Source organism: Rhodococcus sp. WB9, assembly GCF_007558985.1.
GTDB lineage: Bacteria > Actinomycetota > Actinomycetes > Mycobacteriales > Mycobacteriaceae > Rhodococcus_F > Rhodococcus_F opacus.
Genome location: NZ_CP041769.1, coordinates 4,802,933 through 4,826,433 on the forward strand (window position 1 = coordinate 4,802,933; position 23,501 = coordinate 4,826,433).

General features: G+C 68.9%; 19 protein-coding genes. 11 read left to right on the forward strand and 8 right to left on the reverse strand.

Going from position 1 to position 23,501, the window contains the following annotated elements; genetic code table 11:
• Positions 1-12: 12 nt before the first annotated feature.
• The 4 genes from nirB to FND50_RS22290 all read left to right on the forward strand — a co-directional run bounded on the left by nirB (position 13) and on the right by FND50_RS22290 (position 5,820).
• Positions 13-2,508, forward strand: a complete 2,496-nt coding sequence (nirB, locus tag FND50_RS22275; RefSeq protein ID WP_144287143.1) for a nitrite reductase large subunit NirB — start codon at positions 13-15, stop codon at positions 2,506-2,508.
• Complete coding sequence (locus FND50_RS22280; protein WP_144287144.1) at positions 2,505-2,831, forward strand: Rieske 2Fe-2S domain-containing protein; 327 nt, start codon at positions 2,505-2,507, stop codon at positions 2,829-2,831. Before nirB ends, FND50_RS22280 begins: the two co-directional genes overlap by 4 nt.
• Positions 2,832-2,955: 124 nt before the next feature.
• The gene (locus tag FND50_RS22285) at positions 2,956-5,142 is read left to right on the forward strand and encodes an acyltransferase family protein (protein ID WP_144287145.1); all 2,187 of its coding nucleotides are present in this window, start codon (positions 2,956-2,958) and stop codon (positions 5,140-5,142) included.
• Positions 5,143-5,241: 99 nt separating this feature from the next.
• Positions 5,242-5,820 carry a carboxymuconolactone decarboxylase family protein gene (locus tag FND50_RS22290; protein WP_054246581.1) on the forward strand — a complete coding sequence of 193 codons (579 nt, stop codon included), beginning with the start codon at positions 5,242-5,244 and terminating at the stop codon, positions 5,818-5,820.
• 14 nt (positions 5,821-5,834) lie between these two features.
• Here the strand turns inward: FND50_RS22290 and FND50_RS22295 are convergent, their stop codons facing one another.
• A complete protein-coding gene (locus tag FND50_RS22295; RefSeq protein WP_144287146.1) occupies positions 5,835-6,275 on the reverse strand; it encodes a DUF3224 domain-containing protein in 441 nt (146 codons plus the stop codon).
• A 65-nt stretch (positions 6,276-6,340) separates the two neighbouring features.
• Here FND50_RS22295 and FND50_RS22300 point away from each other — a divergent pair, with 65 nt between their 5' ends.
• The gene (locus tag FND50_RS22300; protein WP_144287147.1) at positions 6,341-7,141 is read left to right on the forward strand and encodes an AraC family transcriptional regulator; all 801 of its coding nucleotides are present in this window, start codon (positions 6,341-6,343) and stop codon (positions 7,139-7,141) included.
• A 16-nt stretch (positions 7,142-7,157) separates the two neighbouring features.
• Here the strand turns inward: FND50_RS22300 and FND50_RS22305 are convergent, their stop codons facing one another.
• Together FND50_RS22305 and FND50_RS22310 are read right to left on the reverse strand one after the other, a co-directional pair.
• Positions 7,158-7,370 (reverse strand): hypothetical protein, encoded by a 213-nt coding sequence (locus FND50_RS22305; protein WP_144287148.1) that lies wholly within the window; start codon positions 7,368-7,370, stop codon positions 7,158-7,160.
• A gap of 11 nt (positions 7,371-7,381) precedes the next feature.
• Positions 7,382-7,963 carry a helix-turn-helix domain-containing protein gene (locus FND50_RS22310; protein WP_007299039.1) on the reverse strand — a complete coding sequence of 194 codons (582 nt, stop codon included), beginning with the start codon at positions 7,961-7,963 and terminating at the stop codon, positions 7,382-7,384.
• A gap of 47 nt (positions 7,964-8,010) precedes the next feature.
• Here FND50_RS22310 and FND50_RS22315 point away from each other — a divergent pair, with 47 nt between their 5' ends.
• The 6 genes from FND50_RS22315 (at position 8,011) to FND50_RS22340 (ending at position 18,809) form a co-directional block, all read left to right on the forward strand.
• Positions 8,011-8,862, forward strand: a complete 852-nt coding sequence (locus tag FND50_RS22315; RefSeq protein WP_144287149.1) for a trans-aconitate 2-methyltransferase — start codon at positions 8,011-8,013, stop codon at positions 8,860-8,862.
• Between the two features lie 171 nt (positions 8,863-9,033).
• On the forward strand, positions 9,034-10,155 hold the full coding sequence (locus FND50_RS22320) for a helix-turn-helix domain-containing protein (RefSeq protein ID WP_005562906.1): 1,122 nt from the start codon (positions 9,034-9,036) through the stop codon (positions 10,153-10,155).
• A gap of 183 nt (positions 10,156-10,338) precedes the next feature.
• Complete coding sequence (locus FND50_RS22325; RefSeq protein WP_144287150.1) at positions 10,339-11,508, forward strand: hypothetical protein; 1,170 nt, start codon at positions 10,339-10,341, stop codon at positions 11,506-11,508.
• 304 nt (positions 11,509-11,812) lie between these two features.
• Positions 11,813-13,264, forward strand: a complete 1,452-nt coding sequence (locus FND50_RS22330; RefSeq protein ID WP_144287151.1) for a TIGR02677 family protein — start codon at positions 11,813-11,815, stop codon at positions 13,262-13,264.
• Positions 13,261-14,655, forward strand: a complete 1,395-nt coding sequence (locus tag FND50_RS22335) for a TIGR02678 family protein (protein ID WP_144287152.1) — start codon at positions 13,261-13,263, stop codon at positions 14,653-14,655. The genes FND50_RS22330 and FND50_RS22335 overlap by 4 nt, the downstream gene beginning before the upstream one ends.
• Positions 14,652-18,809 carry a TIGR02680 family protein gene (locus FND50_RS22340; RefSeq protein ID WP_144287153.1) on the forward strand — a complete coding sequence of 1,386 codons (4,158 nt, stop codon included), beginning with the start codon at positions 14,652-14,654 and terminating at the stop codon, positions 18,807-18,809. The genes FND50_RS22335 and FND50_RS22340 overlap by 4 nt, the downstream gene beginning before the upstream one ends.
• Before the next feature lie 39 nt (positions 18,810-18,848).
• On the opposite strand, the gene mshC is transcribed toward FND50_RS22340, so the two are convergent.
• The 5 genes from mshC to FND50_RS22365 form a co-directional block, all read right to left on the reverse strand.
• Positions 18,849-20,096: a cysteine--1-D-myo-inosityl 2-amino-2-deoxy-alpha-D-glucopyranoside ligase gene (gene mshC / locus FND50_RS22345; protein ID WP_144287154.1), complete on the reverse strand. Its 1,248-nt coding sequence runs from the start codon at positions 20,094-20,096 to the stop codon at positions 18,849-18,851.
• A 72-nt stretch (positions 20,097-20,168) separates the two neighbouring features.
• A complete protein-coding gene (locus FND50_RS22350; RefSeq protein ID WP_005564197.1) occupies positions 20,169-20,972 on the reverse strand; it encodes an SCO1664 family protein in 804 nt (267 codons plus the stop codon).
• Positions 20,973-20,975: 3 nt separating this feature from the next.
• Positions 20,976-21,569, reverse strand: coding sequence for a DUF3090 domain-containing protein (locus FND50_RS22355; RefSeq protein ID WP_005256347.1), 594 nt, complete (start codon positions 21,567-21,569; stop codon positions 20,976-20,978).
• Positions 21,570-21,793: 224 nt separating this feature from the next.
• The gene (locus FND50_RS22360) at positions 21,794-22,492 is read right to left on the reverse strand and encodes a histidine phosphatase family protein (protein ID WP_005564195.1); all 699 of its coding nucleotides are present in this window, start codon (positions 22,490-22,492) and stop codon (positions 21,794-21,796) included.
• 40 nt (positions 22,493-22,532) lie between these two features.
• A complete protein-coding gene (locus FND50_RS22365) occupies positions 22,533-23,378 on the reverse strand; it encodes an undecaprenyl-diphosphate phosphatase (protein ID WP_043788485.1) in 846 nt (281 codons plus the stop codon).
• Positions 23,379-23,501 lie beyond the last annotated feature (123 nt).

Sequence of the window (23,501 nt, forward strand, 5' to 3'; positions counted from 1 at the left end):
GAGCCTCGACGCATGGCCCACACACCGAGTTCGAGCAAGCTGCTGGTCGTCGGCAATGGTATGGCCGGCGCACGCACCGTCGAGGAGATCCTGAACCGTGGCGGCGGCGAGCGTTTCGAGATCACCATGATCGGCGACGAGCCCTACGGCAACTACAACCGGATCATGCTCTCGCACGTGCTGTCCGGGGAGGCGGCCGTCGACGACGAGGACCTGATCCTCAACCCCATGGGCTGGTACACCGCCAACGGCGTCAAACTCCATGCCGGCGACCGCGCGGTCGCACTCGACCGGTTCGCGAAGACCGTCACGTGTGAGAGCGGCCGCGTCGTCGACTACGACGTCCTCATCATCGCCACGGGAAGCAACACGTTCTTCCCCAACATGGACGGGTTGCGCGAGCACGACGGGCGCCTGGCCCGCGGGGTGTTCGGCTTCCGGAACATCGCCGACACCAACGGCATGCTGCAGATGGCGCAGGCCCGCGACGACGTGTCCGCGGTGGTGATCGGCGGCGGTCTGCTCGGCCTGGAAGCCGCGTACGGGCTGCGCACTCAGGGTCTCACCGTCAACGTCGTGCACTCCCCCGGGCACCTGATGAACCAGCAGCTCGACGAACGCGGCGGCAGTGTCCTGCGCGCCGAGATCGAGAAACTCGGTGTCGGCGTCCATACCTCGATGCGGACCACCGCCGTGCTGCGCGACGACGCGGGCCTCGTGACCGGGGTGTCGTTCGTCGACGGCTCCACCCTGGACGCCGACATGGTCGTCGTCACCGCCGGAATCCGGCCCAATACCGAACTCGCGCGGGCCGCCGGGCTCGTGGTCGAACGCGGCGTCGTGGTGGACGACCAGATGCGCTGCGAGGACGAGGGTTCCGTGTACGCCGTCGGCGAGTGCGCACAGCACCGTGGGGAGACCTACGGCCTCGTCGCCCCGGTGTGGGAGCAGTCGGTCATCCTCGCCGAAGTCCTCACCGGCTCCAATCCCGAAGCGGCGTACATCGGTTCGCGCACCACCACCAAACTGAAGGTCGCCGGCGTCGACGTGGCCGCGATGGGCGTCAAGGGACCGGAGACGGCGGACGACGAGTTCGTCCAGTACTACGAACCGCGCAGCGGCACGTACAAGAGCCTCGTAGTCCGAGACGGCAAGCTGATCGGCGCCACCCTGATGGGCGACATCAGCAAGGCCGGTTTCCTCACGCAGGCGTTCGACGGCAAGGTGCCGCTGCCCGAGGAGCGGATCAGCATGCTCTTCGACGTCGGAGCCCCGGGCGCCGCGACGAGTGTCGCCGATCTCCCCGACCACCTGCAGGTGTGCAACTGCAACGGTGTGAGCAAGGGCGATCTGGTGGCGTGCGTCCATTCCGGCGCCAAGACACTCACCGACGTCTGCGCCCAGACCCGGGCCGGCAAGGGCTGCGGCTCGTGCAAGGGTCTCGTCGCCGACATCGTGGCCTGCGCCGCGGGCGGCGAACTCGAGGCCGACCCCTCCGCAGACTGGTATGTGCCCTGCATCCCGATGACGAAGCCCGAACTCATCGCGACCATCCGGGAACGCGATCTCCGCGCCGTGTCCCAGGTGTTCGCCGAGCTCGCGACGGACGCGAAGGAGGACGCGTCCGCGAAGATGCCCCTGGCCTCGCTGCTCCGCACCATCTGGGGACCCGACTGGGTGGACGAGCGCGGCGCGCTGTTCATCAACGACCGCGTGCACGCCAACATCCAGCGCGACGGCACGTTCTCGGTGGTCCCGCAGATGAAGGGCGGCGTCACCACGCCGGAGCAACTCCGCAAGATCGCCGACGTTGCCGACAAGTACGGCGTGCCGCTCGTGAAGGTCACCGGCGGGCAGCGCATCGACCTGCTCGGCATCAAGAAGGAGGATCTACCCAAGGTGTGGGGTGACCTCGACATGCCGTCCGGGTTCGCCTACGGCAAGAGCATGCGCACGGTGAAGACGTGCGTCGGAACCGATTTCTGCCGCTACGGTCTCGGCGATTCGACCAGCCTCGGCATCGCGCTCGAGGAGCGGTTCCAGGGCCTGGAGACGCCCGCGAAACTGAAACTCGCGGTAGCCGGGTGTCCACGCAACTGCTCGGAGGCCCTGTGCAAGGACTTCGGTGTGGTCGCGGTCGGCGACGGCCGGTGGGAAATCTACGTCGGCGGCGCCGCCGGAGCGCACATCCGCAAGGGCGACCTGCTGGCCACGGTCGAATCACCGGACGCTGTAGTGGAACTCGGGGGACGGTTCATCCAGTACTACCGCGAGAACGCGAAATGGCTCGAGCGCACGTACGACTTCGTGCCGCGGGTGGGACTCGACCATCTTCAGGCGCTACTGGTCCGAGACGAGGAGGACATCGTGACGGGATTGGACGAGCGGATCCAGACGGCGGTGGACGGCTACCGGGATCCCTGGAAGGAGCGCAGCGCGCCGAAATCGCCCGCACAGTTCGCTCCGTCGCTCCCGCTGCTGCCGCTTCCCCAGGTGCCGGTCCGATGACCGCCCTGGTCGAGGGGCCTTCCGAGGTCGCGGTGGGGCCGGTCAGCGACCTGACGCCGGGCGAGGGCCGGACGTACGTCGTGCAGAACCGTCAGGTGGCCGTATTCCTGTTGTCGGACGGCACCGTTCGGGCGATGGATGCGGTGTGCCCGCACAAGGGTGGTCCCCTCGCCGACGGACAGATCGACGCCACCGGCGTGATGTGCCCGCTCCACCAGTACGCGTTCGCCTTCGACACGGGCGCCTGCGCATCCGAGGGTGTGGGCGCGGCCCGCACCTACGCCGCCTCGGTTCGCGAGGGGTCGGTCGTCGTGCACGTGTGACTGGCCATTCACGAGTGCTCTGCCCTGATACGGCGTGCCTTTCGGGAAAGTCTCGGCACCGCTGTCATCATGAGCTCAATGCTGCAGCTGAAGGGGCGCGTCGCATGGACAGATCGCTGGTCGAGTGAATACCGTCGCGAGTCCGGAACGGCGACGCCGATCCGGTAACCGCCCTCCGGCCGGTGTCCGGCCGGCCGAGACGAGGTTCCGCCCGGACATCGAGGGTCTACGCGCCGTCGCCGTGCTGGCCGTGGTCCTCTTTCACGCGGGCGTGCCCGGAATCGACGGAGGGTTCGTCGGTGTAGACATCTTCTTCGTCGTCTCGGGGTTTCTCATCACCGGCCTGCTGTGGCGGAACGTCGCGAGCAGCGGCCGTGTGCGGTTGGCCGAGTTCTACGGTGCCCGGGCCCGCCGGTTGCTGCCCGCCGGGTGCATCGTGCTGGTGGCCACCGCGATCGGCTCGGCTCTGCTCCTGCCCCCTCTGCAGGCCCGCGCGGTCCTCGGTGACGGGATCGCCAGTGCGCTCTACGTCGGTAACTACCGGTTCGCGCTGCACGGCACCGACTATCTGGCCGCCGACGCGCCCCCGTCACCGTTCCAGCACTACTGGTCGCTCGGCGTGGAAGAGCAGTTCTACCTGCTGTGGCCGGCGCTGATCATCGGGGTCGCCTGGCTCGTCCGGCGCAGGACACGGCGCCTCGACGCGGACGAAACACCGTCGACGACCCCGTATCTGATCGTGCTCGCCGTGGTCGCCGCAGTGTCGTTCGCGGTCTCACTCGACTGGACCCGGACCCTGCCGCCGTGGGCGTTCTTCTCGTTGCCCGCCCGCGGCTGGGAACTGGCCGCAGGCGGGTTGGTCGCCCTGTCGGTTCGGCACTGGCAGCGGCTGCCGTCGGTGGTCGCCGCCGCAGCCGGATGGACGGGTTTCGCACTGATCGTGGTCGCCTGTTTCCGGCTCGGCGAGACGACGCCCTACCCCGGAACCGCCGCGCTGGTTCCGGTCGTCGGCACGGTGCTGGTGATCGGGGCGGGGTGTGCCACACCCCGGCTGGGGGTCGGTCGGAGCCTGTCGCTGCCGCCGATGCGGGCGGTCGGTCGGGTGTCCTATTCCTGGTACCTGTGGCACTGGCCGGTACTGCTGCTCGCGCCGATCGTGCTCGGCCGCTCGCTCGACCTGACCGATCGTCTGGCGATGGTCATGGTGTCCGCGGGTCTGGCCGGACTGACACTGGTCCTGGTCGAGAATCCCGTCCGCTTCGCTGCTCCGCTGCGTCGTTCGGCCTCGCGCAGCCTCGTACTCGGCGGCGCCGTCACCGCCATCGCAGTGTGTGCGGCACTGGTGCTGCTGATCGCGCGGCCGGTTCCGGTCGGACACGGAGCCGCGGCCACAGCCCTCACCGTCTCTGCGCCGGCCGAATCGGCGCCTACCGCAGTCGATCCGCGCGACGCGGCGGTGCACGACATGACCGCGCAGGTGCAGGCAGCGGTCGCGGAATCGGCAGGGCTGCAAGCGGTCCCGTCGAATCTTTCTCCACCGCTCGCCGACGCGCCGGCAGACAAGCCGGAGGTGTTCGTCAACGGCTGTGTGCGGTCGTGGCTCGAAGTGGGTCAGGGCGAGTGCGCGTCGGGGGACGTGGCGTCTCCGACGACGGTGGCGCTGGTCGGCGATTCGCATGCCGCGATGTGGGCCCCGGCATTCGAATCGGCAGCCCAGCAGAATCATTGGCGGCTCGAGACGATGGGCAAGGTCACCTGCCCGCTTCTCGACCTCCCACTCACCAGCCCCTACCTCGGGCGGGAATACACCGAGTGCGAGCAGTGGCGCGGCGAGATCGTCGATCGGCTGCGGACCGAACGGCCCCGATTGGTCGTGCTGAGCATGTCCCGGCGGTACGGCGCCGATTTCGGTTTCACCGTCTACGGTCAGGCCTGGCTCGACAGCCTGACCCGCCTGGTCACGGAACTGCGGGCCACGGGTGCGGCCGTCCTCGTCCTCGGACCGATCCCGGATCCGCAGTCGACCGTGCCGACGTGCCTATCCGCCCACCTGGACGACGCGACCGCCTGCTCGCCGCCACGGCCGGTCGCGGTGAACGACGCCGGCGTCGTGGCCGAGGCGGTGGCCACCGCGGTAGGCGGCGGACGGTACGCCAACCTCACCGCCCTGTTCTGCACCACCGAGCGCTGCCCCGTCATCGTCGGCAACGACCTCGTGTACCGCGACGACAATCACCTGACCCTCGAACACGCTCAGGCACTCTCGCCCGTCGTCGCCGCGCTGGCCGACCGCGCACTCGCACCGGGCTGAGCGGTAGCGAAGGTTCCTGCCGCCAATTCCGGTTCGGGTGTCACATTCGGTTCGTGACCGGTGTCTCATGCCGAGAGCACGACAACCGGAGGAGGAATCATGGCCGGCAATACCCGGATCCCGAAGGCCGAGCTGACCGGCATCTACGGCGCGATCGTCAAGCGGATGTCCCGCAAGATGCTCGGCGAGGTGGCCGAGCCGGTCGAGGTCGCGTGGCACAACCGGAAGGTGCTGAACTTCAGCTTCAGCGTCGGTCGCCAAGCGCAGAAGTGGGATCGGTGTGACGCGAACCTGAAGTCGTTTGCCCACATGGCGGTGGCCGGCCTGGTCGGCTGCAGCTTCTGCCTGGACTTCGGCTACTTCCAAGCCCACAACGAGGGGCTCGATCTGACCAAGGCACGCGAAGTACCCCGCTGGCGCCAGTCGGACGTGTTCACGCCGCTGGAGCGGGACGTGCTCGAGTACGCCGAAGCGATGACCCTGACCCCGCCGACGGTCACCGACGAAATGTCGGCCAGGCTGCTCGACGCGCTCGGCCCTGCCGCGCTGGTGGAACTGACCGCGTTCATCGCGCTGGCGAACTTCGCGACCCGCACCAACACCGCGTTCGGCATCGAATCACAGGGCTTCGCGACGGCGTGTGGCCTGAAGCCCCTCGCCGCACCCTCGACGACGTGAGCGACGTCGAAATGTCAGCCGACGTCGTACGACAGAACGAAGTCGTAGCCGCTGTCGCCGGGGCCCGCGATGGACAGGTCCGCGCTGCCGCGTAGGTCGATCAGACCGCCGGTGCCCATACCCGGCACCACCTCGATCCGTGCCGACACCGAACCCTGGTCCTGGCTGCCGATGTGCTGGAACACGCACGTTCCGTCGTGCCCGCCGATCGAGCCCTCGAAGCGTTCGAGGCCGAGCACCGGCGCGGCATCGGCCTTGTATGCGATCAGGTAGACCACCGTGCTCGTTCCGTCGATGTCCCCGGAGTACGAGTACGCGACGGTCGCTCGGTTGGCACCGCGAGTGGGGTAATAGGTGTCGCCGGCGGTCGTACCTTCGCCGTCGATGTCGACGATCACCGATTCCGACCACGACGCAATGGTGAACTTGCTTCGAGCAGTGTGTGAGTGGCTCATGTCAGGAGACTCTAGGTACGCGACGACGTGGCGTTCTTGAACATTCGCGACACTAGGATGGGCGAGTGCCGAATGTGCCAGGACACCCCGAGGCGATCGTCCGCCCGACCGCCGACGCACCCGATTTCGAGGTCGAACGAGTCGCTCCCCGACCGGATTTGGCCGAGTTCGTGGACTACCACTGGTTGGTGAGGTGGTCGGTGTCGAAGCCCCATCGGCAGCAGGTCGTTCCCCAGCCGCGCGTTCACATCGCCGCCGAGGACGGACAGTTGCTGGTGCACGGGATCTCCCGGTCGCCGTTCTACCGAACGTTGGCGGGACACGGCCACGTGCTGGGAGCCGCGTTCCACGCCGGCGGGTTCCGGCCGCTGTTGAAGGGCAGTCTCGGTGCGATCTCTGGAACCGTCCAGCCCGGACGGGATCTGCTCGCCGGTGACGACCGCCCGGTCGCGGAACGGATCCTCGCCGGCACGGACAGCGCGGACATGATCGACGCCTTCGAGCGGTACCTTCTGCGCTCCGATCCCGTTCCGGATCCCACAGGACGGGAGGTCACGGTCCTGGTGGGCGACGCCCAGCGCCGCCGCGACATCGTCCGGGCAGACCAGCTCGCCGCACATGCCGGCTGCAGCCTGCGCACCCTGCAACGGCTGTTCACCGAGTACGTGGGCATCGGCCCGAAGTGGGTGATCCAGCGATTCCGCATCCTCGACGCGGCCGGCGCCGCCCACTCGGGCGAGAGGATCGACTGGTCCGCCCTCGCCTACGAACTGGGGTTCAGCGACCAGGCGCACCTGACCCGTGTCTTCACTCACGTGGTCGGGACACCACCGGCCACCTATCAGCGCACGCACGGCCTGCAGTAGCCCGGCCGGGCGCGACTCAGTTCGCGAAGCCGAGCCCCCGCTCCGCGAGTTCCTCCTCGAGGATTCGGATCGCCTTCGGTCCGACGCCGTGGATCTTCGACAGCTCCAAGGCGGTGACCGTCGTCAGTTGGTCGAAACGCGTATAGCCGTGAGACGCGAGCTCACGACGGGAGACCTTCCCCATGCTCGCCGGAAACTCCGTATGGCCTGCGGTGTCGGAAGTCGACATGCCTGTCCTCTCTACTCGTTGTGATCGGCGTGCAGGTGGGCACGCTCCCCGTCGTGGTCGAAGATCGTGAGGATCTCGACGGGACCGTCGTGGGCGCCGATGGAGTGCGGCACCATGGTCGAGAACTCCGCTGCGGCACCCGCTTCGATCAGTATGGTTCGCTCACCGAGCTGCAGGCGGGCTGTCCCCGACAGCACCGTGAACCACTCGTGGCCCGGGTGCACGCTCACATGCTCCGGGCCCGCGGGCCGATCGGAGGTGATGCGCATCTTCGCCACTGTCGCGCCGTGGAGCGCGCGTTCGCGGGACAGGAGCCAGATCGTCAGGCCTCGCGTGTGTTCGGGCTGCGGCCGGATCACCACATCCTCGTCCTCGACGGACTCGACGAGCTGATCGAGCGTGGTGCCGAGGGCCCGCGCGATGGGAACCAGTTGGTCGAGGGCGATCCTGCGGTGGCCGGTTTCGATGCGGCTGAGGGTGGACGGGCTGAGAAAGCAGCGTGCAGCGAGCACGTCCAGTGACCAGCCACGGGCCAGCCGAAGGCCTCGGATGCGTTGACGGATCACGCTGTCCAACCCGACTTCTTGCGTCATAAGCAAGATTGTATGCGTATCGCGCAGGATGTGGCTAGCCTGGAGTAATGACACAGCATTCTCATCACCACTCCCCTCACCACGGCGGGAACACCCGGGACCACGAGGCGGCGCTGGCGGATCTACTGGACCTGGACGCCGAGGTTTTCGGCTCCTACCTCGACCCGGTGGCCGAATGGGTCGGACAGCGCACCGGGGAGACCACGCACCGGGTCGTCGACGTGGGGGCGGGAACGGGCGTCGGCAGCCTGACCCTTGCTCGACAATTCCCCGCGGCCGAGGTGATCGCGATCGACAGGTCGGAGGTGATGCTCGAGCGCCTCCGCACGGCCGCGAACGGGCGGGGACTGGCCGGCCGATTGAGCGTCGTGCACGCCGATCTGGATGTCGCCTGGCCGGCAGTCGACGCGGCGGACGTCGTGTGGGCGGCGTCCTCGTTGCATGAGGTCGCCGATCCCGGCCGCGTGCTCCGCGCCATGTACGGCGCACTGAACACCGACGGCGTGCTGGTGGTCGTCGAGATGGACGCGCTGCCGCGCCTGCTGCCGGACGACCTCGGCCTGGGCCGCCCGGGCCTGGAGTCACGCTGCCACGAAGCCTTGGCGCGGTTGGACTGGAACTCACACCCGAACTGGCGGGCCCACGTGGAGCGGGCCGGTTTCGTGGACGTCGAGGAGCGCAGTTTCACCAGCGAGGCGACCCCGGCCCCGCGAAGCACCGGACGCTACGCACAGAATTTCCTGCGCCGCATCCGCTCCGCGCTCGACGGGCAACTTGCCGCCGACGACCGCGCCACCCTCGATCGCCTTCTCTCGGAAGACAACCCCGACAGCGTCCTGCATCGCGGGGACCTGACGGTCCGGGGCAGCCGGACCGTTTGGATTGCCCGCCGCCCCTGAACCCCCGGAGGGAGAGCGAAACTCCCCCACGCCGCCCCGGCCTCGGGGAACCGTACACGTGGAGGTGGCGAGTTGTGGTGGCATCCGACTACTCGGTGGCGCTGGGAGCGGACCACGATTGTTCGCTCTATTTTCCGGTTCCGTCTCGGACCGATTCAGTAGACTGGCGATGTGCCGAATCAGGAAAACGCCGAATTCGCAGGTAGCGAGCCGAAGGTGCCGTTTCCCAAGCCGGAACGCGACATCGATCTCTACCGCCGGGCGATCGCCACCCTCCAGGCCGCCCTCCCCCACGGCTGGACCTTGACGTCCGGAAAGTCCCGCTCCCTCGCCGACGCGCCGGAACGGCTGCTGGTCGGCGCGCCCAACGGCGAGGTGGCGTCCTTCTCCGTCATCCCCGCCCGAGGGGTGCTCGCGGGCGACGCCGCCCGGTTCGCCGACGGACTGTCCGGATCGGATCGCGGATTCGTCTGTGCCCGTTACCTTTCCGAGCCGGTTCGTCGCCAGCTCGACGCCAGGGGTCTCTCCTACGCCGATGCGACGGGCAACACCTCCCTTGCCGCGGACCGGCCCGCGATCTGGGTACGCGACCGGGGCGCGGACGCCGACCCATGGCGCGGCCCGGGCCGTCCGGCCGCACAGCTGACCGGCGATCCAGCCGCCCGAGTCGTGCGTGCCCTCGCCGATCATTCGGGTCAGCTGACGGTCCCCCAACTCGTCCGGCTGTCCGGCGCGTCCACCGGCGCGACCTATCGGGTGGTCGAAACCCTCGAAGAGCGCGATCTGCTCGAACGACTCCCCCGCGGTCCCATCACCAGCGTCCGGTGGCAGCCGATGCTGCGCGCCTGGAGCAGCGACTCCAGTTTCAAGGACTGCCCCACCGTCGGCTACTTCGCACCCGAGGGGGTGCAGTCGTTCGTCGCGAAACTCGCGAAGGTCTCCGGCCACCTCTACGCGGTAACCGGGTCACTGGCCGCCGCGGCATTCGTCGAATACGCGCCGGCGCATCAGATCCAGATCTACGCCGACCACGGCGAGGCGCTGGCCGGCGCACTCGAGCTACGCCCCGTCGATCAGGGCGCCAACGTCCTCGTCGCCACCCCCCGATCGGCTGCGGTCTTCGAGCGCACCCTCTTCCGCGACAATGTCCGTCTGGTCGCCCCCGCGCAGGCCTTCGCAGATCTTCTCGCCGGCACCGGTCGCCATCCGCAGGAGGCGGAGCACCTTCTCGACTGGATGACCGAGAACGTGACCGAGTGGAGAACGGCCCTCGGCGCACCGACGATTACCTGACGGATCGCACGCCACAAGCGAAAACGACCCGAGTGTGCGCAACACGACCACGCCACGCCGCGCGTGATGGCGCGCACAAGCGCGCTCGGGTAGCAGGATGTACATCTCGTGGCCTCACCGAGCGAATCGGAACGGGCCTGACGGAAGTCGCAATCCGTTCGTGAAACGAATAGAGGTACTTGCATGTCCATGGGAGTCGGGCTCAGGATCGGCAGTGTCGTGTCCACCGCCGTGGTGGCGTCGAACGATCCAGGATCCCCGGATCCGGTCGTCATCGTCCGGGACACCGTCCTGCACATGTGCCCGGACGGCACCGCAATTCTCGGCGGATCGGCGCCGCACACGATCGGCGAAACCCACACCGTGTCGGGGTTCCTTCCCCGCGTCGGCGACCCGGCCGGTGTTGCGGTAGGCGACGGATCGCGGTACCGCGCCGAAGACCTGGTCGCCGGCGCGATGCGATGCCTGCTCCGGGAGTGCGAACCTCTCCCTGACCACGGCGGCCGGACCGGCGGCGCCCCCGACATCATGGCCACCTACCCCACCCGCTGGGACTCGGCCGCCGTCGCGGCGCTGCGCGACGCGCTGGACTACGCCGACATGTCCTACCTGTCCCTCGTCTCGGACGCCGAAGCGGCCGCAGCCTGGTTCGAATCCGAGATCGCGGAGCGTCCCGGGCAATTGGTCGGCATCTATCACGTCGACGACACCGGCGCGACTGTCGCGCTGATCCGCTCGGGTGTCGAGGCAGGCAAGGCGTTCCGCTTCTCCTCGGGGGGCTCCCCCACGGCCCAGATCGCCACCGCGCTCGGTGCGTTCGGCTGGCTGCCCAGCAACCTCGATGCCGTGGTCGTGACGGGCGACGGGCTGATCGCGCGGGACTCCGCGACCATTCACGGGTTCGCGACCACGGTCGGTGAGAAGTTCGGTGTGCGGTGTGTCGTCGGCCCCGGCCCCGAGCAGACCGCAGCGCTCGGTGCCGCCATCCGCGCCGCCGGGTTCAACCCGACCACCCACAAGGTCACCCCGATCGGCCTGCCGCCGTCGTACGACGTCACCGAGGTGATCGACGCCGTCGTCGGCGAGCCGGTGCCCTCGACCTCGACCTCGACAACCCCGAGCCGGCCGGCGACGCGCACGAACAACCCGGCGTCGGCCGCAGCGGTCGGCGCGTCCCCCGCCCGGGTGTCGGGCGGAACGGCCGTGGCGACACCGCCGGAACCTCGCGCCGTCGCGCAGGCTGGGGACGAATCCACCGCCGACTCGACGTCCCGGGCGTCCTGGCTCGTCGCCGCGGTGGTCGGGTTGGCTCTCGTGCTGGTGGCGATCGTCTTCGTGCTGTTCGTCCTCTGAATGCCTGCCTCCCTTCATCGGTGCAGCGGTGGGGTGAGGCGGGGCCGATCGTGACGATGAAACATTGGTGACAGAGGGTGGTTCGTGCTGAGCCGGGTACCGATAATTCGTGAATCAACGGTGTTCCGTCAGGGGCCGATTGCAAGCGAGAGGTTGATGACGCAGGTCGGCACGGCGTTCGCTCGACGGCTGCGCGACCGCATAACCTGTCACGGTGAGTGAATCAGGCAGCGGTCCAGGTCGGTCCCCCTCGGGGCCGCGTGCAGCGCGCCCGGCGGTTGCTCCCCCACTCCGGGACGACCGGTTGAAACTGTTCGCCTTCACCACGGCGGAGAAACGCGCGGAGTACCTGTGGGTGCTGCGGGCCTTCGACCACGCCCGCGCCAACTACGTCGTCCTGCTCCACGCCGCCGACGTCGCCCGGATTCTGGACGGCCTCGCCGGCGACGATCCGGCCGGACAACTCGGGGCCGGAGACGTCACTCCCCTGCTCGAACAACTTCACGTCTGGGAAGTGCTCGAACGCAGCTACGATGGAACACGCGCCGCGACGCTGGCCGAATACCGGAACCGGCACTTCGTCTATCAGTTCAGCCAGGCCGGCTACCAGGTGTTCCGAGCCGTCGAGGACGCTCTGGCAGCCCGGCTCGACGACGCGTCGCTGTCCCGGCTGGCGCTGCCCGACCTCCTCGCCGACATGAACGACCTGGCCGCCGCCAATCGCGCGGCCGACAACGACCTGGTGTACCGGAAACTCAACCGCCTCGATGCGACATTGTCGGACATGGCCGGGCGCGCCGCCCAGTTCTACCTGACCCTGGGCGACCTCGTCCGCACCACGGAGATCACGCCGGAGACGTTCATGTCCCACAAGGACGCTCTCCTCGCGCACATGCGCGAGTTCAGCTCCGACCTCTCGCGCTATGCACCGAAACTCGCGGCGGCGATCGCGCTCGTGGAAGACACCGGCGTCGAGACGATGGTGGCCCGAGCCGCCGCCAGCGACGAGCGGGTGTTCCTCGGCATCGACGAGCGCGAAGCCGATTGGCGCGCGCGGTGGGCGGGCCTGACGCATTGGTTCGTCGGGAGCGAGGCCGGTCTCAGCGAGTCGGAACGCCTGCGCGAGGGCACGATGAGCGCCATCGCCGCCGTCCTGTCGCTGCTGCGCCGCGTCACCGAAACCCGCAGGGGTGGTGTCAGCAGGGAGAGCCAATTGCGTCACCTCGCAGGCTGGTTCGCCGCCACTCCGACCGAGGACGCCGCGCATGCGCTGTTCCGAGCCGTGTTCGACCTCGGGCGTCCGCGCCATCTGTCGATGGTGCATCCGGACGCCGACATCATTCCCGACACACGGTCGTGGTGGGAGGCCCAGCCCGTGGAGATCTCCCGCACGCTGGCCGAGACCGGACGTCCCCCGTCGCCCGGTCTGCCCGCGCGGGTGCAGCGCAACGAGGGCAGCGTGCGCCGCCTGCGGGAGGAACAGCTGACCGCGCAACGACTTCGCGCCGCCGCCGCCCAGTCGCTGGCCCGGGGCGGAGTCTACGAGCGGGAACTCGACGAGGCCGAAACCGGCGTGCTGCTGAGTCTGCTCAACGCCGCGCTGACGGCACGGGTACCGGTCAGCGGCCGCGTGAAAAGCAGCACAGGATCGGAGAACGGCGTGAAGCTGACCCTCAGCCCACACAGCGAATCGACGGTGGTGCGCACCGCCCGAGGACGTCTGCACCTCGACGGACTTCAGGTGAGCGTTCGGTGAAGGCGCGGGAGATCTCGCCGCTCGCCCTCGATTCGTATCAGCGCGCCGCCCGTGTCATCCTGTCGAATCACCTGGTGACACAGACCTATCCGGATCGCATCGCTCTTCCCCTGCTCCGCCGGTGGGCGACCGAACTACGCGAAGATCTGATGACGCTCTTCGGGTACCGACTCGAAGTCACCGAGACGACCGCCCGGCTGTTCACGGTGAGCGACCGACTCGACGCCGGGACGCCGGCCAAGACGTCCACCGACCGCACGTTCGACCGGTACCGCTACGCCTACCTCGCGTTGGCGCTGGCCGCGCTCGGCCGCGCCGGAAACCAGATCACCCTGTCCGAACTCGCCGATCACGTGGCCGCCGACGCCGCACAGGTCGACGGTGTGGATCTGTCCACGGAACGCGCGTCCGACCGGGACGCGTTCGTCGACGCCGTCGGCTGGCTCGCCGCCCGCGGCGCGATCGCCCTCGCCGACGGTGACGCGGGAGGCTGGGCCGCCAATCCCGATGCGGGAGAGGCGCTGTACGACATCGACAGGTCCGTCGTCATCGCCCTGTTCCGGCCGCCGCGCGCACTGCAGCACCTCCGGTCCATCCGAGGACTGCTTGCCGGTGCGGACTCGGTGACCGAGGACGACACCTCGGAGTTCGGGACGGCCAGGCCGGTGGACGTGAAGGAGACGGCGCGGCGGGTGCGGCGTGCCCTCGTCGAACGGCCCGTGGTCTACGCCGCCGACCTGGACGATGACGAACTGGTGCAACTCGCGCTCCCCCGCACCGCAGCCGATGTCGAGTTGCTCACCGGACTGGTCGCGGAACGGCGTGAGGAGGGCGTCGCGATGATCGACTCCTCCGGGCGTCTCTCCGACGTCCGGTTCCCCGGGACGGGAACGGTCGCGCAGGTCGCACTCCTGCTCGCCGGGGAGATCGCCGATCGCGTACTGGACCCCGATGCCCCGGAGACCGCCCGGATGCCGCTGCCGCGGGGCCGGTTCGACGACCTGATCGAACAGGTCGACAGCGCCATTCCGCAGTCCGGGATCTTCGACAGCCTCGCCGGCCACGACGGATTCGAACCCGCCGACCCCGCCCCCGCGGACCGGCTGTTCCCGGTCGTCGAGGACGAATGGATCGCCGGCACCGTCCGCACACTGACCGAACGGTTCGGGCGCACGTTCGCCGCCGGGTGGCAGGCGGACCCCGACGGTCTGGGACGCGCGGCGCTGGCGCTGCTCGAGCGGCTACGCCTCACCGCGGCGGTCCCGGGTGGTGTGCTCGCACTCCCGGCACTCGCCCGCTACCGGGGTGTGGTGGTCACGATCCGCGACCGCACACCCGAGATCGACCTGTTCCAGAGCTCAGCGAACGACAGCGAGGAAGTCACAGCATGACGAGTGCGCGTTTCCGGCCCACCCGCGCCGGGATCATCAACCTCTGGGACTACCGCGATCAGGAGTTCTCCTTCGCCGACGGTCGCCTCGTTCTCCGCGGTCCCAACGGATCCGGCAAGACGAAGGCCCTCGAAGTGCTGTTCCCGTTCGTCTTCGACGGCAGGATCGAACCCCGGCGGCTCAATCCGTTCGCCGGCGAGGAACGCACCATGAAGTCGAACCTCCTGTACCGCGGGCAGGAGAGCGCGTACTCGTACGTCTGGATGGAATTCTGCCGCGGCGCGAAGGACGACCCCGAGGCCGTCACCGTGGGCATCGGCATGCGCGCCACCCGCACCAACGACAAGGTCACACGCTGGTACTTCGTGGCCGACGGTCGCGTCGGCGTCGACTTCTCCCTACTCGGCAGCGACGACCGTCCGCTCACGAAGAAGCAACTGGGCGAACAGATCGGCACCGACTCCATCACCGACCGGCCGCTCGACTACCGCGCCGCCATCGACGCCCGGATGTTCGGGCTCGGCGTCCAACGCTACGACCAGCTGATCAACCTCATCCTCACGCTCCGGCGGCCCCAGCTCGCGAAGAACCTCGACCCCAAGGGACTGTCGCAGGCACTCACCGACGGTCTGCGACCGCTCGACGAGCAACTGGTCCTCGAGGCCGCCCGCTCGTTCAGCGACATGGAGGAGGTCGGCCGCGCGCTCGAGGGGCTGGCCGCGGCCGACCAGGCAGCGCAGAGCTTCGTCGGCGTGTACGCGAAATACCTTCGCCAGCAGGCGCGTACGGACGTCGATCACCTCGCGACCCGTCTCGAGGCCGTCCAGTCCGGCATCGCCGCCCTCCACGACGCGGCGGCCGACCGGGCCCGCAGCCAGGAGAGCCGAGCGGCCGCCGAGGAACGCTTCACCGACGCCGAACGCGCACTCGACCAGGCCAATGCCACCCTCGACGCACTGAAGCGATCGACGGCGTACGAGGGACGGACGCAGCTCGACGACCTCGCGCAGGCTGTCGCGACACTCGAGAAATCGACCGAACTGCAGGCCGAGAAGGCACGCAAGGCGAAGGCGACCCTCGAACAGCGAGCCGAGGAGCACGACAAGGCCGGTGACGCCGTTGCCCGCGCCGCCGAGGCGCTCACCCATGCCGAGGACGAGCTTCACCTCGCCGCCGAGGACGCGGGAATCACCTGGACCGCACTCCCCGAGAACGCGCGCACCGACCAGCTGACCGCTGCGCTGCGCGGGCACGCCGAGGAACGGGACGGCGACATCCGCGCGGTCCGGGCCGCGCTCGCCACCGTCGAGAGGGCCGCCACCGAGCGGACCCGCGCCGACGAGGCGGCACGCCGTGGCCAGGAGCATCTCGACACCGCGAAGGTGGCCGTACTCGAGGCCGAGACCGCGGTCGAGTCGGCCCGCAGCCGGTGCGCAACCGAACTCCGGTCCTGGTGGACGGAACAGTCGTCCCTCTACGCCGAGATCGACGCGCCCGCTTCACTGTTCGATGCCCTGGACGCCGCCCTCGGCCGGATCGGCGACGACGACGCCGCCACCCTGTCGGAGACGCTGACGGAACAGACCACGGACGCCGTCGACTCGCTCCGGCTGCGTCGTCAGCAGTACGACCGCGACGTCGCCGCCGCCGAGGAAGCGATCGCCGAACACGAATCGGCCCGCGCGGCCATCGAATCCGAGCACGACGACGCCCCACCGCTCTCGGCCGCCCGGCAGGACGCCCGTTCCCGGCTGACCGGCGCACCGCTGTGGCGCCTTGTCCGCTTCACCGTCGGTGTCGACGCCGCAGCGGCGGCGGGAATCGAGGCCGCGCTGGAGGCCGCGAATCTCCTCGACGGCTGGGTGACCGTCGACGACGCGCTTCCCGACGTCGAATCCGAACAGTTCCTCGTGGCCCTTCCGGCCGCGGATCGGCCCACCGGCAAGACCCTCGCGGACGTTCTCGAGGTTGAGCAGGACACGGGTGTTCCCGACGATCGCGTGCGCGGGCTCCTCGAGTCCATCGCCCTCGAATCCCTCGACCTGTGTGAAGGACCTGTAGGTGTCGCCGAAGACGGTGCGTACCGGCAGGGAATCCAGCGGGGACGCCACACGAAATCGGACGCGGAGTACATCGGCACCACCGCACGGGCCCGCAGGCGCGCCGGCCGTATCACCGAACTCGACAGCACCCTCGACAACACCCGGGCGACCCTCGACGAAACCCGGGCGTCGGCGGATGCGGCCGCTGCGCTGCTGACGCGGGCGACCGCCGCCGCGCAGGCACTGCCCCGCACCGGGTCGATCCTCACGGCGCTGAAGAAGGTCACCGAATCCGCAGGCGCGCTTCGCAGCCGCTCGGACACGGCGACAGCGGTCGGTCACGAACTCGACCAGGCCATCGCCGACCTGTCCGCGAAGGACAAGCAGCTCCGGGCCACCGCGTCCACACATCGGACTCCCCACGTCGCCCGCGAGATCGACTCGCTCGCCGCGGCCGTCCGGCATTTCGAGAAGCAGGGCGAGATGGTGCAGCGGTGCAGGCGCGAACACGCCAAGGAGGTGGAGCATACTCGCGAGTCCGAGGACCGACTGCACGAGGCGCGCGGCAACGCAGAGGAGTTCGCGGAAGAGGCTGCTATCGCCGAAGAGGTTCTCGCGCAACAGCTCCAACGTCTCGAGACGCTTCGCGACACGCTGGGAGCGGGGGCCGAGCAGCTCGACCGGCAGCTCGAGGAGGCACACGCGCGGATCGAGGCGTGCAAGAAGGAGCAGCGCGACGCCCGCAAGGCGGACAAGGACGCGGGTGAGGCGATCGGTAAAGCCGAGGGCGCGTACAACACGGCTGTCCAGACGCTCCGGCTGGCGCTCACGGAAACGCACGCCGACGCCGCCCGCCTCGCCCCGTATGCCCGGCGCGACCTGCTCGAACTCCTCGGCGTCGACGGCGGCCACACCTGGCCGGCGAGCTCGGCGGCGTGGATGAGTGCCGAACAGCTGGTGTACCGCATCCAGAACGCCGACGAGGACACTCCGATCCTGCCGCCCGAAGTGGATGCGCTGTTCCACGCGCTGGACGGCGCCACCGAATCGGTGCGGGTCAGCGACTCGGCGCGCAAGTCGACACGCACCGCGCTCACCACCGCGCTGCAGGACTTCGACGCACAGTTGGCGGCCGCCGGCCAGGACTACCGATTGCAGTGGGACGCCCCGGACGGCGTGACCGTGGTGCAGGTGCAGGACGACGAGGGATACTCGTCGATCGGCGAGTTCGCCGCCCGCATCGCGTCCGCTCGTTCCGATCAGGAATTGCTGCTCACCGAATCCGAGCGTCGCATCCTGGAGGACGCGCTGCTCACGGGTCTCGCACAGCAGATCCACGAACGGACCGTCGACGCCCGCGAACTCATCGCCCGGATGGGCACCGAGATGCGGGAGCGGCGGATGTCGTCCGGCAACACCATCGGCGTCCACTGGGTGCTCGCCGACAACCTCGACGACAGCGCGAAGGCGATCTCCAAACTGCTCGAGCGCGACACCTCGGCGCTGGGGCCGGACGAGCTCGCCACGATGCGCGCCCACTTCGCCCACCAGATCAGAACCGCCCGCGCCGCCCACCCGGAGCGTTCGTACCCGGAGATCCTGGCATCAGCCCTCGACTACCGGCGGTGGCGGGTGTTCTCGTTCACCCTGATCAGCGGCAACGGCAACGAGGACCGGCTGACGGTCGCCCGGCACAGCGCACTCTCCGGCGGCGAGCAGTCCGTCTCGCTGCACCTGCCGTTGTTCGCCGCGGCACACGTCATGCTCGATTCGGCCGACCCCCATGCACCGCGACTGCTGGCGCTGGACGAGGCGTTCGCCGGCGTCGACGACAACGGCCGGGCCGAACTGCTCGGCCTCAGCGTGCAATTCGACCTCGACCTGTTCATGACCGGGTTCGACCTGTGGATCACCTACGGCGGGGTGCCGGGGTGTGCGCACTACGATCTGGCGCACTCGACGGCCGAGCAGAGTGTCAGCGCCACGCTGCTCGTGTGGTCGGATGGCGAACTGCTCGCCGAACACGACGGCACCGACCTGGCGCAGGCGCTCGGTTCGCCCCTCCGCCGGCGCGTTCCGACGCCCGCGGAGGGTGCCTTCGAGTTCGCCTGACCCGTGAGTACTTCTTAACCGCGGGCGGTTGAGAAGTACTCACGGGCGCCGGAGGCGCACACCGAGGAGAGCGTCCACGGCGGCAGCGAATTCGCCCGGCGCGTTCGTGTCCGAGCCACCGTTGTCGAGGGCGCGACGGGCCCAGCCGTCGAGGGCGTCGAGCGCCTTCGGGGTGTCGAGATCGTCCGCGAGATGCTGGCGCAGCCGGGCGATCGTGTCGGTAGCCGACTGCGCGGACTCGAGTGCCGCGGCGTCCTTCCAGAGCTTCAGCCGGGTGTGGGCGTCGGCGAGAACCTGCTCGGTCCACGGACGGTCCTGCCGGTAGTGCCCGGACAGCAGTCCGAGGCGGATGGCGGCCGGGTCGACCCCCTCGCCGCGCAGCTTCGACACGAACACGAGGTTGCCGCGGCTCTTCGACATCTTCTCGCCGTCGAGACCGATCATGCCGGTGTGCACGTAGTGGCGGGCGAAGCGACGGTCGCCCGTGGCCGACTCGGCGTGCGCCGCGGAGTACTCGTGGTGCGGGAAGATCAGGTCGCTGCCGCCGCCCTGCACGTCGAAACCCGAGCCGATGCGGTTGAGGGCGATGGCCGAACACTCGATGTGCCAGCCGGGACGCCCGGGACCGAACGGCGACGGCCAGGACGGCTCGCCCGGGCGCACCGCACGCCACACCAGCGCGTCGAGGGGATCTTCCTTGCCGGGGCGGTCGGGGTCGCCGCCGCGCTCGGCGAAGAACTTGTCCATCGTCTCGCGGTCGTATCCGGACTCGTACCCGAACTGCTCCGTCGCTTTGGCGCGGAAGTACACGTCGGGGAACTCCGGGTCGTCGACGACGTAGGCGGCGCCGGACGCGACGAGCTTCTCGACCATCTCGATCACTTCGCCGATCGACTCCACCGCGCCGATGTAGTCGCGCGGGGGCAGCACCCGGAGGGCTTCCATGTCTTCGCGGAACAGCGCCGTCTCGCGCATGCCGAGGACGACCCAGTCCTCGCCGTCGCGGTTGGCGCGCTCGAACAGCGGGTCGTCGACGTCGGTGACGTTCTGGACGTAGTGCACGTCGTGCCCGGCGTCACGCCAGATCCGGTTCACCAGATCGAACGTCAGGTATGTGGCCGCGTGACCGAGGTGGGTGGCGTCGTAGGGGGTGATACCGCACACGTACATCGTGGCCGTGCGCCCGGGAGTGACGGGACGAACCTGCCGGTCAGCGGTGTCGAACAACCGCAGCGGAGGCCCCTGGCCTGGAACGGACGGGACAGCGGTTTCGGACCAAGACTGCATGACAGCGAGCCTAGTGGACCCGCGTTTCCGCCTCTAAGGGAGCCGCCGCCCGCAGGCCGCTGATCGGGTTCGTCAGAACGCGGGCCACGGGATGGGCCGGTGACCGTTCGGCCGGGGCATCACCGGCGCCGCGAGGAGGTCCACGGCACGTTCGTACAGGGCGGCGACCTCGTTGGACGTGATGTGCTCACCCAGGCGCGCACCGAAGTCGCCCTCGAGCGCGGAGATCAATTCGGCGATGTCGACGACGAGGGCGCCCGGCACCTCCGTCCCGGCCCACCCCCACAACACGGTCCGCAGTTTGTTCTGCGTGTGCAGGCAGATGCCGTGGTCGACGCCGTAGACGGAACCGTCGAGCCCCTCGAGTGCGTGGCCGCCCTTGCGGTCGGCGTTGTTGATCAGCACGTCGAGGACCGCCATCCGCTGCAGCCGCGGGTCGTCGGCGTGGATGAGCGCGACCGGTTCGCCGTCCATGTCGGTGGCGCGCAGGATCTCGAACCAGCCCTCGGGGACGGCGTCGGGGGCGCAGATGTCGACGAGGTCGAGACCGCCGGGGTCGTCGGCGTGCCGGTCGGGGGTGTCGACCCACCGCTGCACCATCCCCGGGCCGAACGGACCGTCCCGCAGGAGAGTGCGGGGAATCACACCCCATCCGAGCTGCTCGGACACGAGGTACGACGCGTATTCACGTCCGGCGAGCGTGCCGTCCGGGAAGTCCCACAACGGACGCTCCCCGCGGACCGGCTTGTACACGCAGCGGACCGTGGTCTCGCCCTCGACCGCGTCGCACACCAGGGTGGCGTTACTGGCGTGGGTGATCTGGCCGATGAGGGTCAGCTCGCCGGACTCCAGAGGATCGGACTCCTCGGCAGGCAACTGTCAGTCCTCCTCGTCCATCTCCGGGGTGAGACCGAAGCTCTGGCCACGGCGGTATCCGTTGGTCCGGATGCAGATGTGCCCCTCCGGGGCCAGCGGCTCACCGCACAGCGGGCACGGCGCGCGCCCGGCGGCGATGACCCGCTCGGACCGCAACGAGAAGTCCCGCGCCTGCAACGGGGTGAGGAACACGCGCACGGCGTCCGGTCCGTCCTCGGAGTCGTCGAGAACGACGGACTCGTCGAACTCCGTTTCGCTGACGGCGAGCAGTTCCACCACGACGGCTCCGGCGTCCGCATCCCAGCCCAGGCCCATCGTGCCGACCCGGAACTCGGCGTCGATCGGGGTGACGAGGGGGCTCGCGTCGTCGAGTTCGGCCCCCTGCGGGGGAACCTCCGTCCCGAACCGGCGGTGCACTTCCTCGAGGAGGAGTCCCATCCGGTCGGCCAGTACCTGGACCTGCTGTTTCTCCAGCAGGACGCTGATCACTCGCGCCTCGTGTACTGCCTGGAGATAGAACGACCTGTCGCCGGGTTCACCCACCGTCCCGGCAATGAATCGGTCAGGAGTGCGGAATACGTGAATTGCGCGTGACATTGCACCTCCTTCGGCTGGAGCCGGGCCCTACTGCGGCGCTGCCCACTCGTTGTTCCGTCTCGGACTGTTCCTCGCAGCATGTTGCGTTCATTATCCGTCAATCGTGACCGGCGGGGTCCGCCTAATACTCACCGGTGGGGTCCGCCTAATACTCACCGGTGGGGTCCGCCTAATACTCACCGGTGGGGTCCGCCTAATACTCACCGGTGGGGTCCGCCTAATACTCACAGCCGGACCTCCCCGCCGGGCACCGATCCGGATACTTCGGCGCGGGCGCCGTCTCCGGACACCGGTGGCGTGTTCACTCCGGACAGATCGGCCCCGGTGTCGTTCATCTTCAGCACGTACGGACGGGTGGAGGTGTACCGGACGACGCTGATCGAGGCCGGCTCGGCGACAATCCGCTGGAATCCGTCGAGGTGCGCGCCGAGGGCGTCCGCGAGGACCGACTTGATGACGTCGCCGTGCGAGCACGCCACCCACACGACGTCGCGGCCGTGCAGTTCCGCGAGCCGCGCGTCGTGCTCGCGGACCGCGGCGACGGCCCGGGCCTGGACCTGCGCCAGACCTTCTCCTCCCGGGAACACCGCGGCGGACGCGTGCTGCTGCACGATCTTCCACAGCGGTTCCTCGAGCAGGACCTTCAGCTCGCGACCCGTCCACTCGCCGTAGTCGACCTCGACCAGCCGATGTTCCACCACGGGGGTCAGGCCCCGGGCCCGGGCGAGCGGTTCCACGGTCTGCTCGCACCGCACGAGGGGCGAATGCACGATCTCCTCGATCGCCACGTCGGCGAGCCGGGACACGACGGCCTGAGCCTGCTCGCGGCCGCGGTCGTCGAGTTCGACTCCCGGTGACCGGCCGGCAAGCGTGTGTGCAGTGTTCGAGGTCGACCGCCCGTGGCGCAGCAGCACAACTGTCATTGGACCAGCCTAGTGTCGTGCACTCCCCGGCCGCCCGATCTCAGGTGGCCGACACGACGCCGGTCGCGAGAAGCGACAGGACGATCACGCCGAGGATGATGCGGTAGCCGACGAACCAGTACATCGAGTGGTCGACGACGAAACGGAGCAGCCACGCGATCGACGCGTAGCCGATGGCGAACGCGATCGCGGTCGCGACGAGGAGCTGCGGGCCGCTCGCGTTGAGGCCTTCACCGGCCGGTTCGAACGCGTCCGGCAGGCTGAACAGCCCGGACGCGACGACCGCGGGGATCGCGAGGAGGAAGGAGTAGCGCGCCGCGGCTTCACGGGTGAGTCCGAGGAAGAGGCCGGCGCTGATCGTGCCGCCCGAGCGCGAGACGCCCGGGATCAGGGCGAGCGCCTGGGCCGAACCCATGATGATGCCGTCCTTGGCACGCAGGTCCTCGACGGGACGCACCTTCCGCCCGTAGTACTCGGCCGCCGCGATGACCAACGCGAACACGATCAGCATGGTGGCGATCAGCCACAGGTTGCGGGCACCGGTGCGGATCTGGTCCTTGAAAAGGAAGCCGAGCACACCCACCGGGATCGTGCCGATGATCACATACCAGCCCATCCGGTAATCGAGATCACTGCGATGCTCGGGATGGAACAGTCCCCGGAACCATCCGGCGATGATCCGTCCGATGTCGCGGGCGAAGTAGATGAGCACCGCGGCTTCCGTGCCGAGCTGGGTGACTGCGGTGAAAGACGCGCCGGCGTCGTCACCGAAGAAGATCTCCGACACGATCCGCAGATGGCCGGACGAGGAGATCGGCAGGAACTCGGTCAATCCCTGGACCGCACCGAGGACAATCGCCTGGAGCCAGGACATCGCCTCGCCCATCACTCACCGGTCCCAAGTTCGAATGTGCCGCTCTGACGCCAATTTCCCATGTCGCGTTCGTAATTCACCGGCGCCACGGTACCGGGGAGGGCGACCTCCGGCAGAATCCGGCGTGGCAGGACC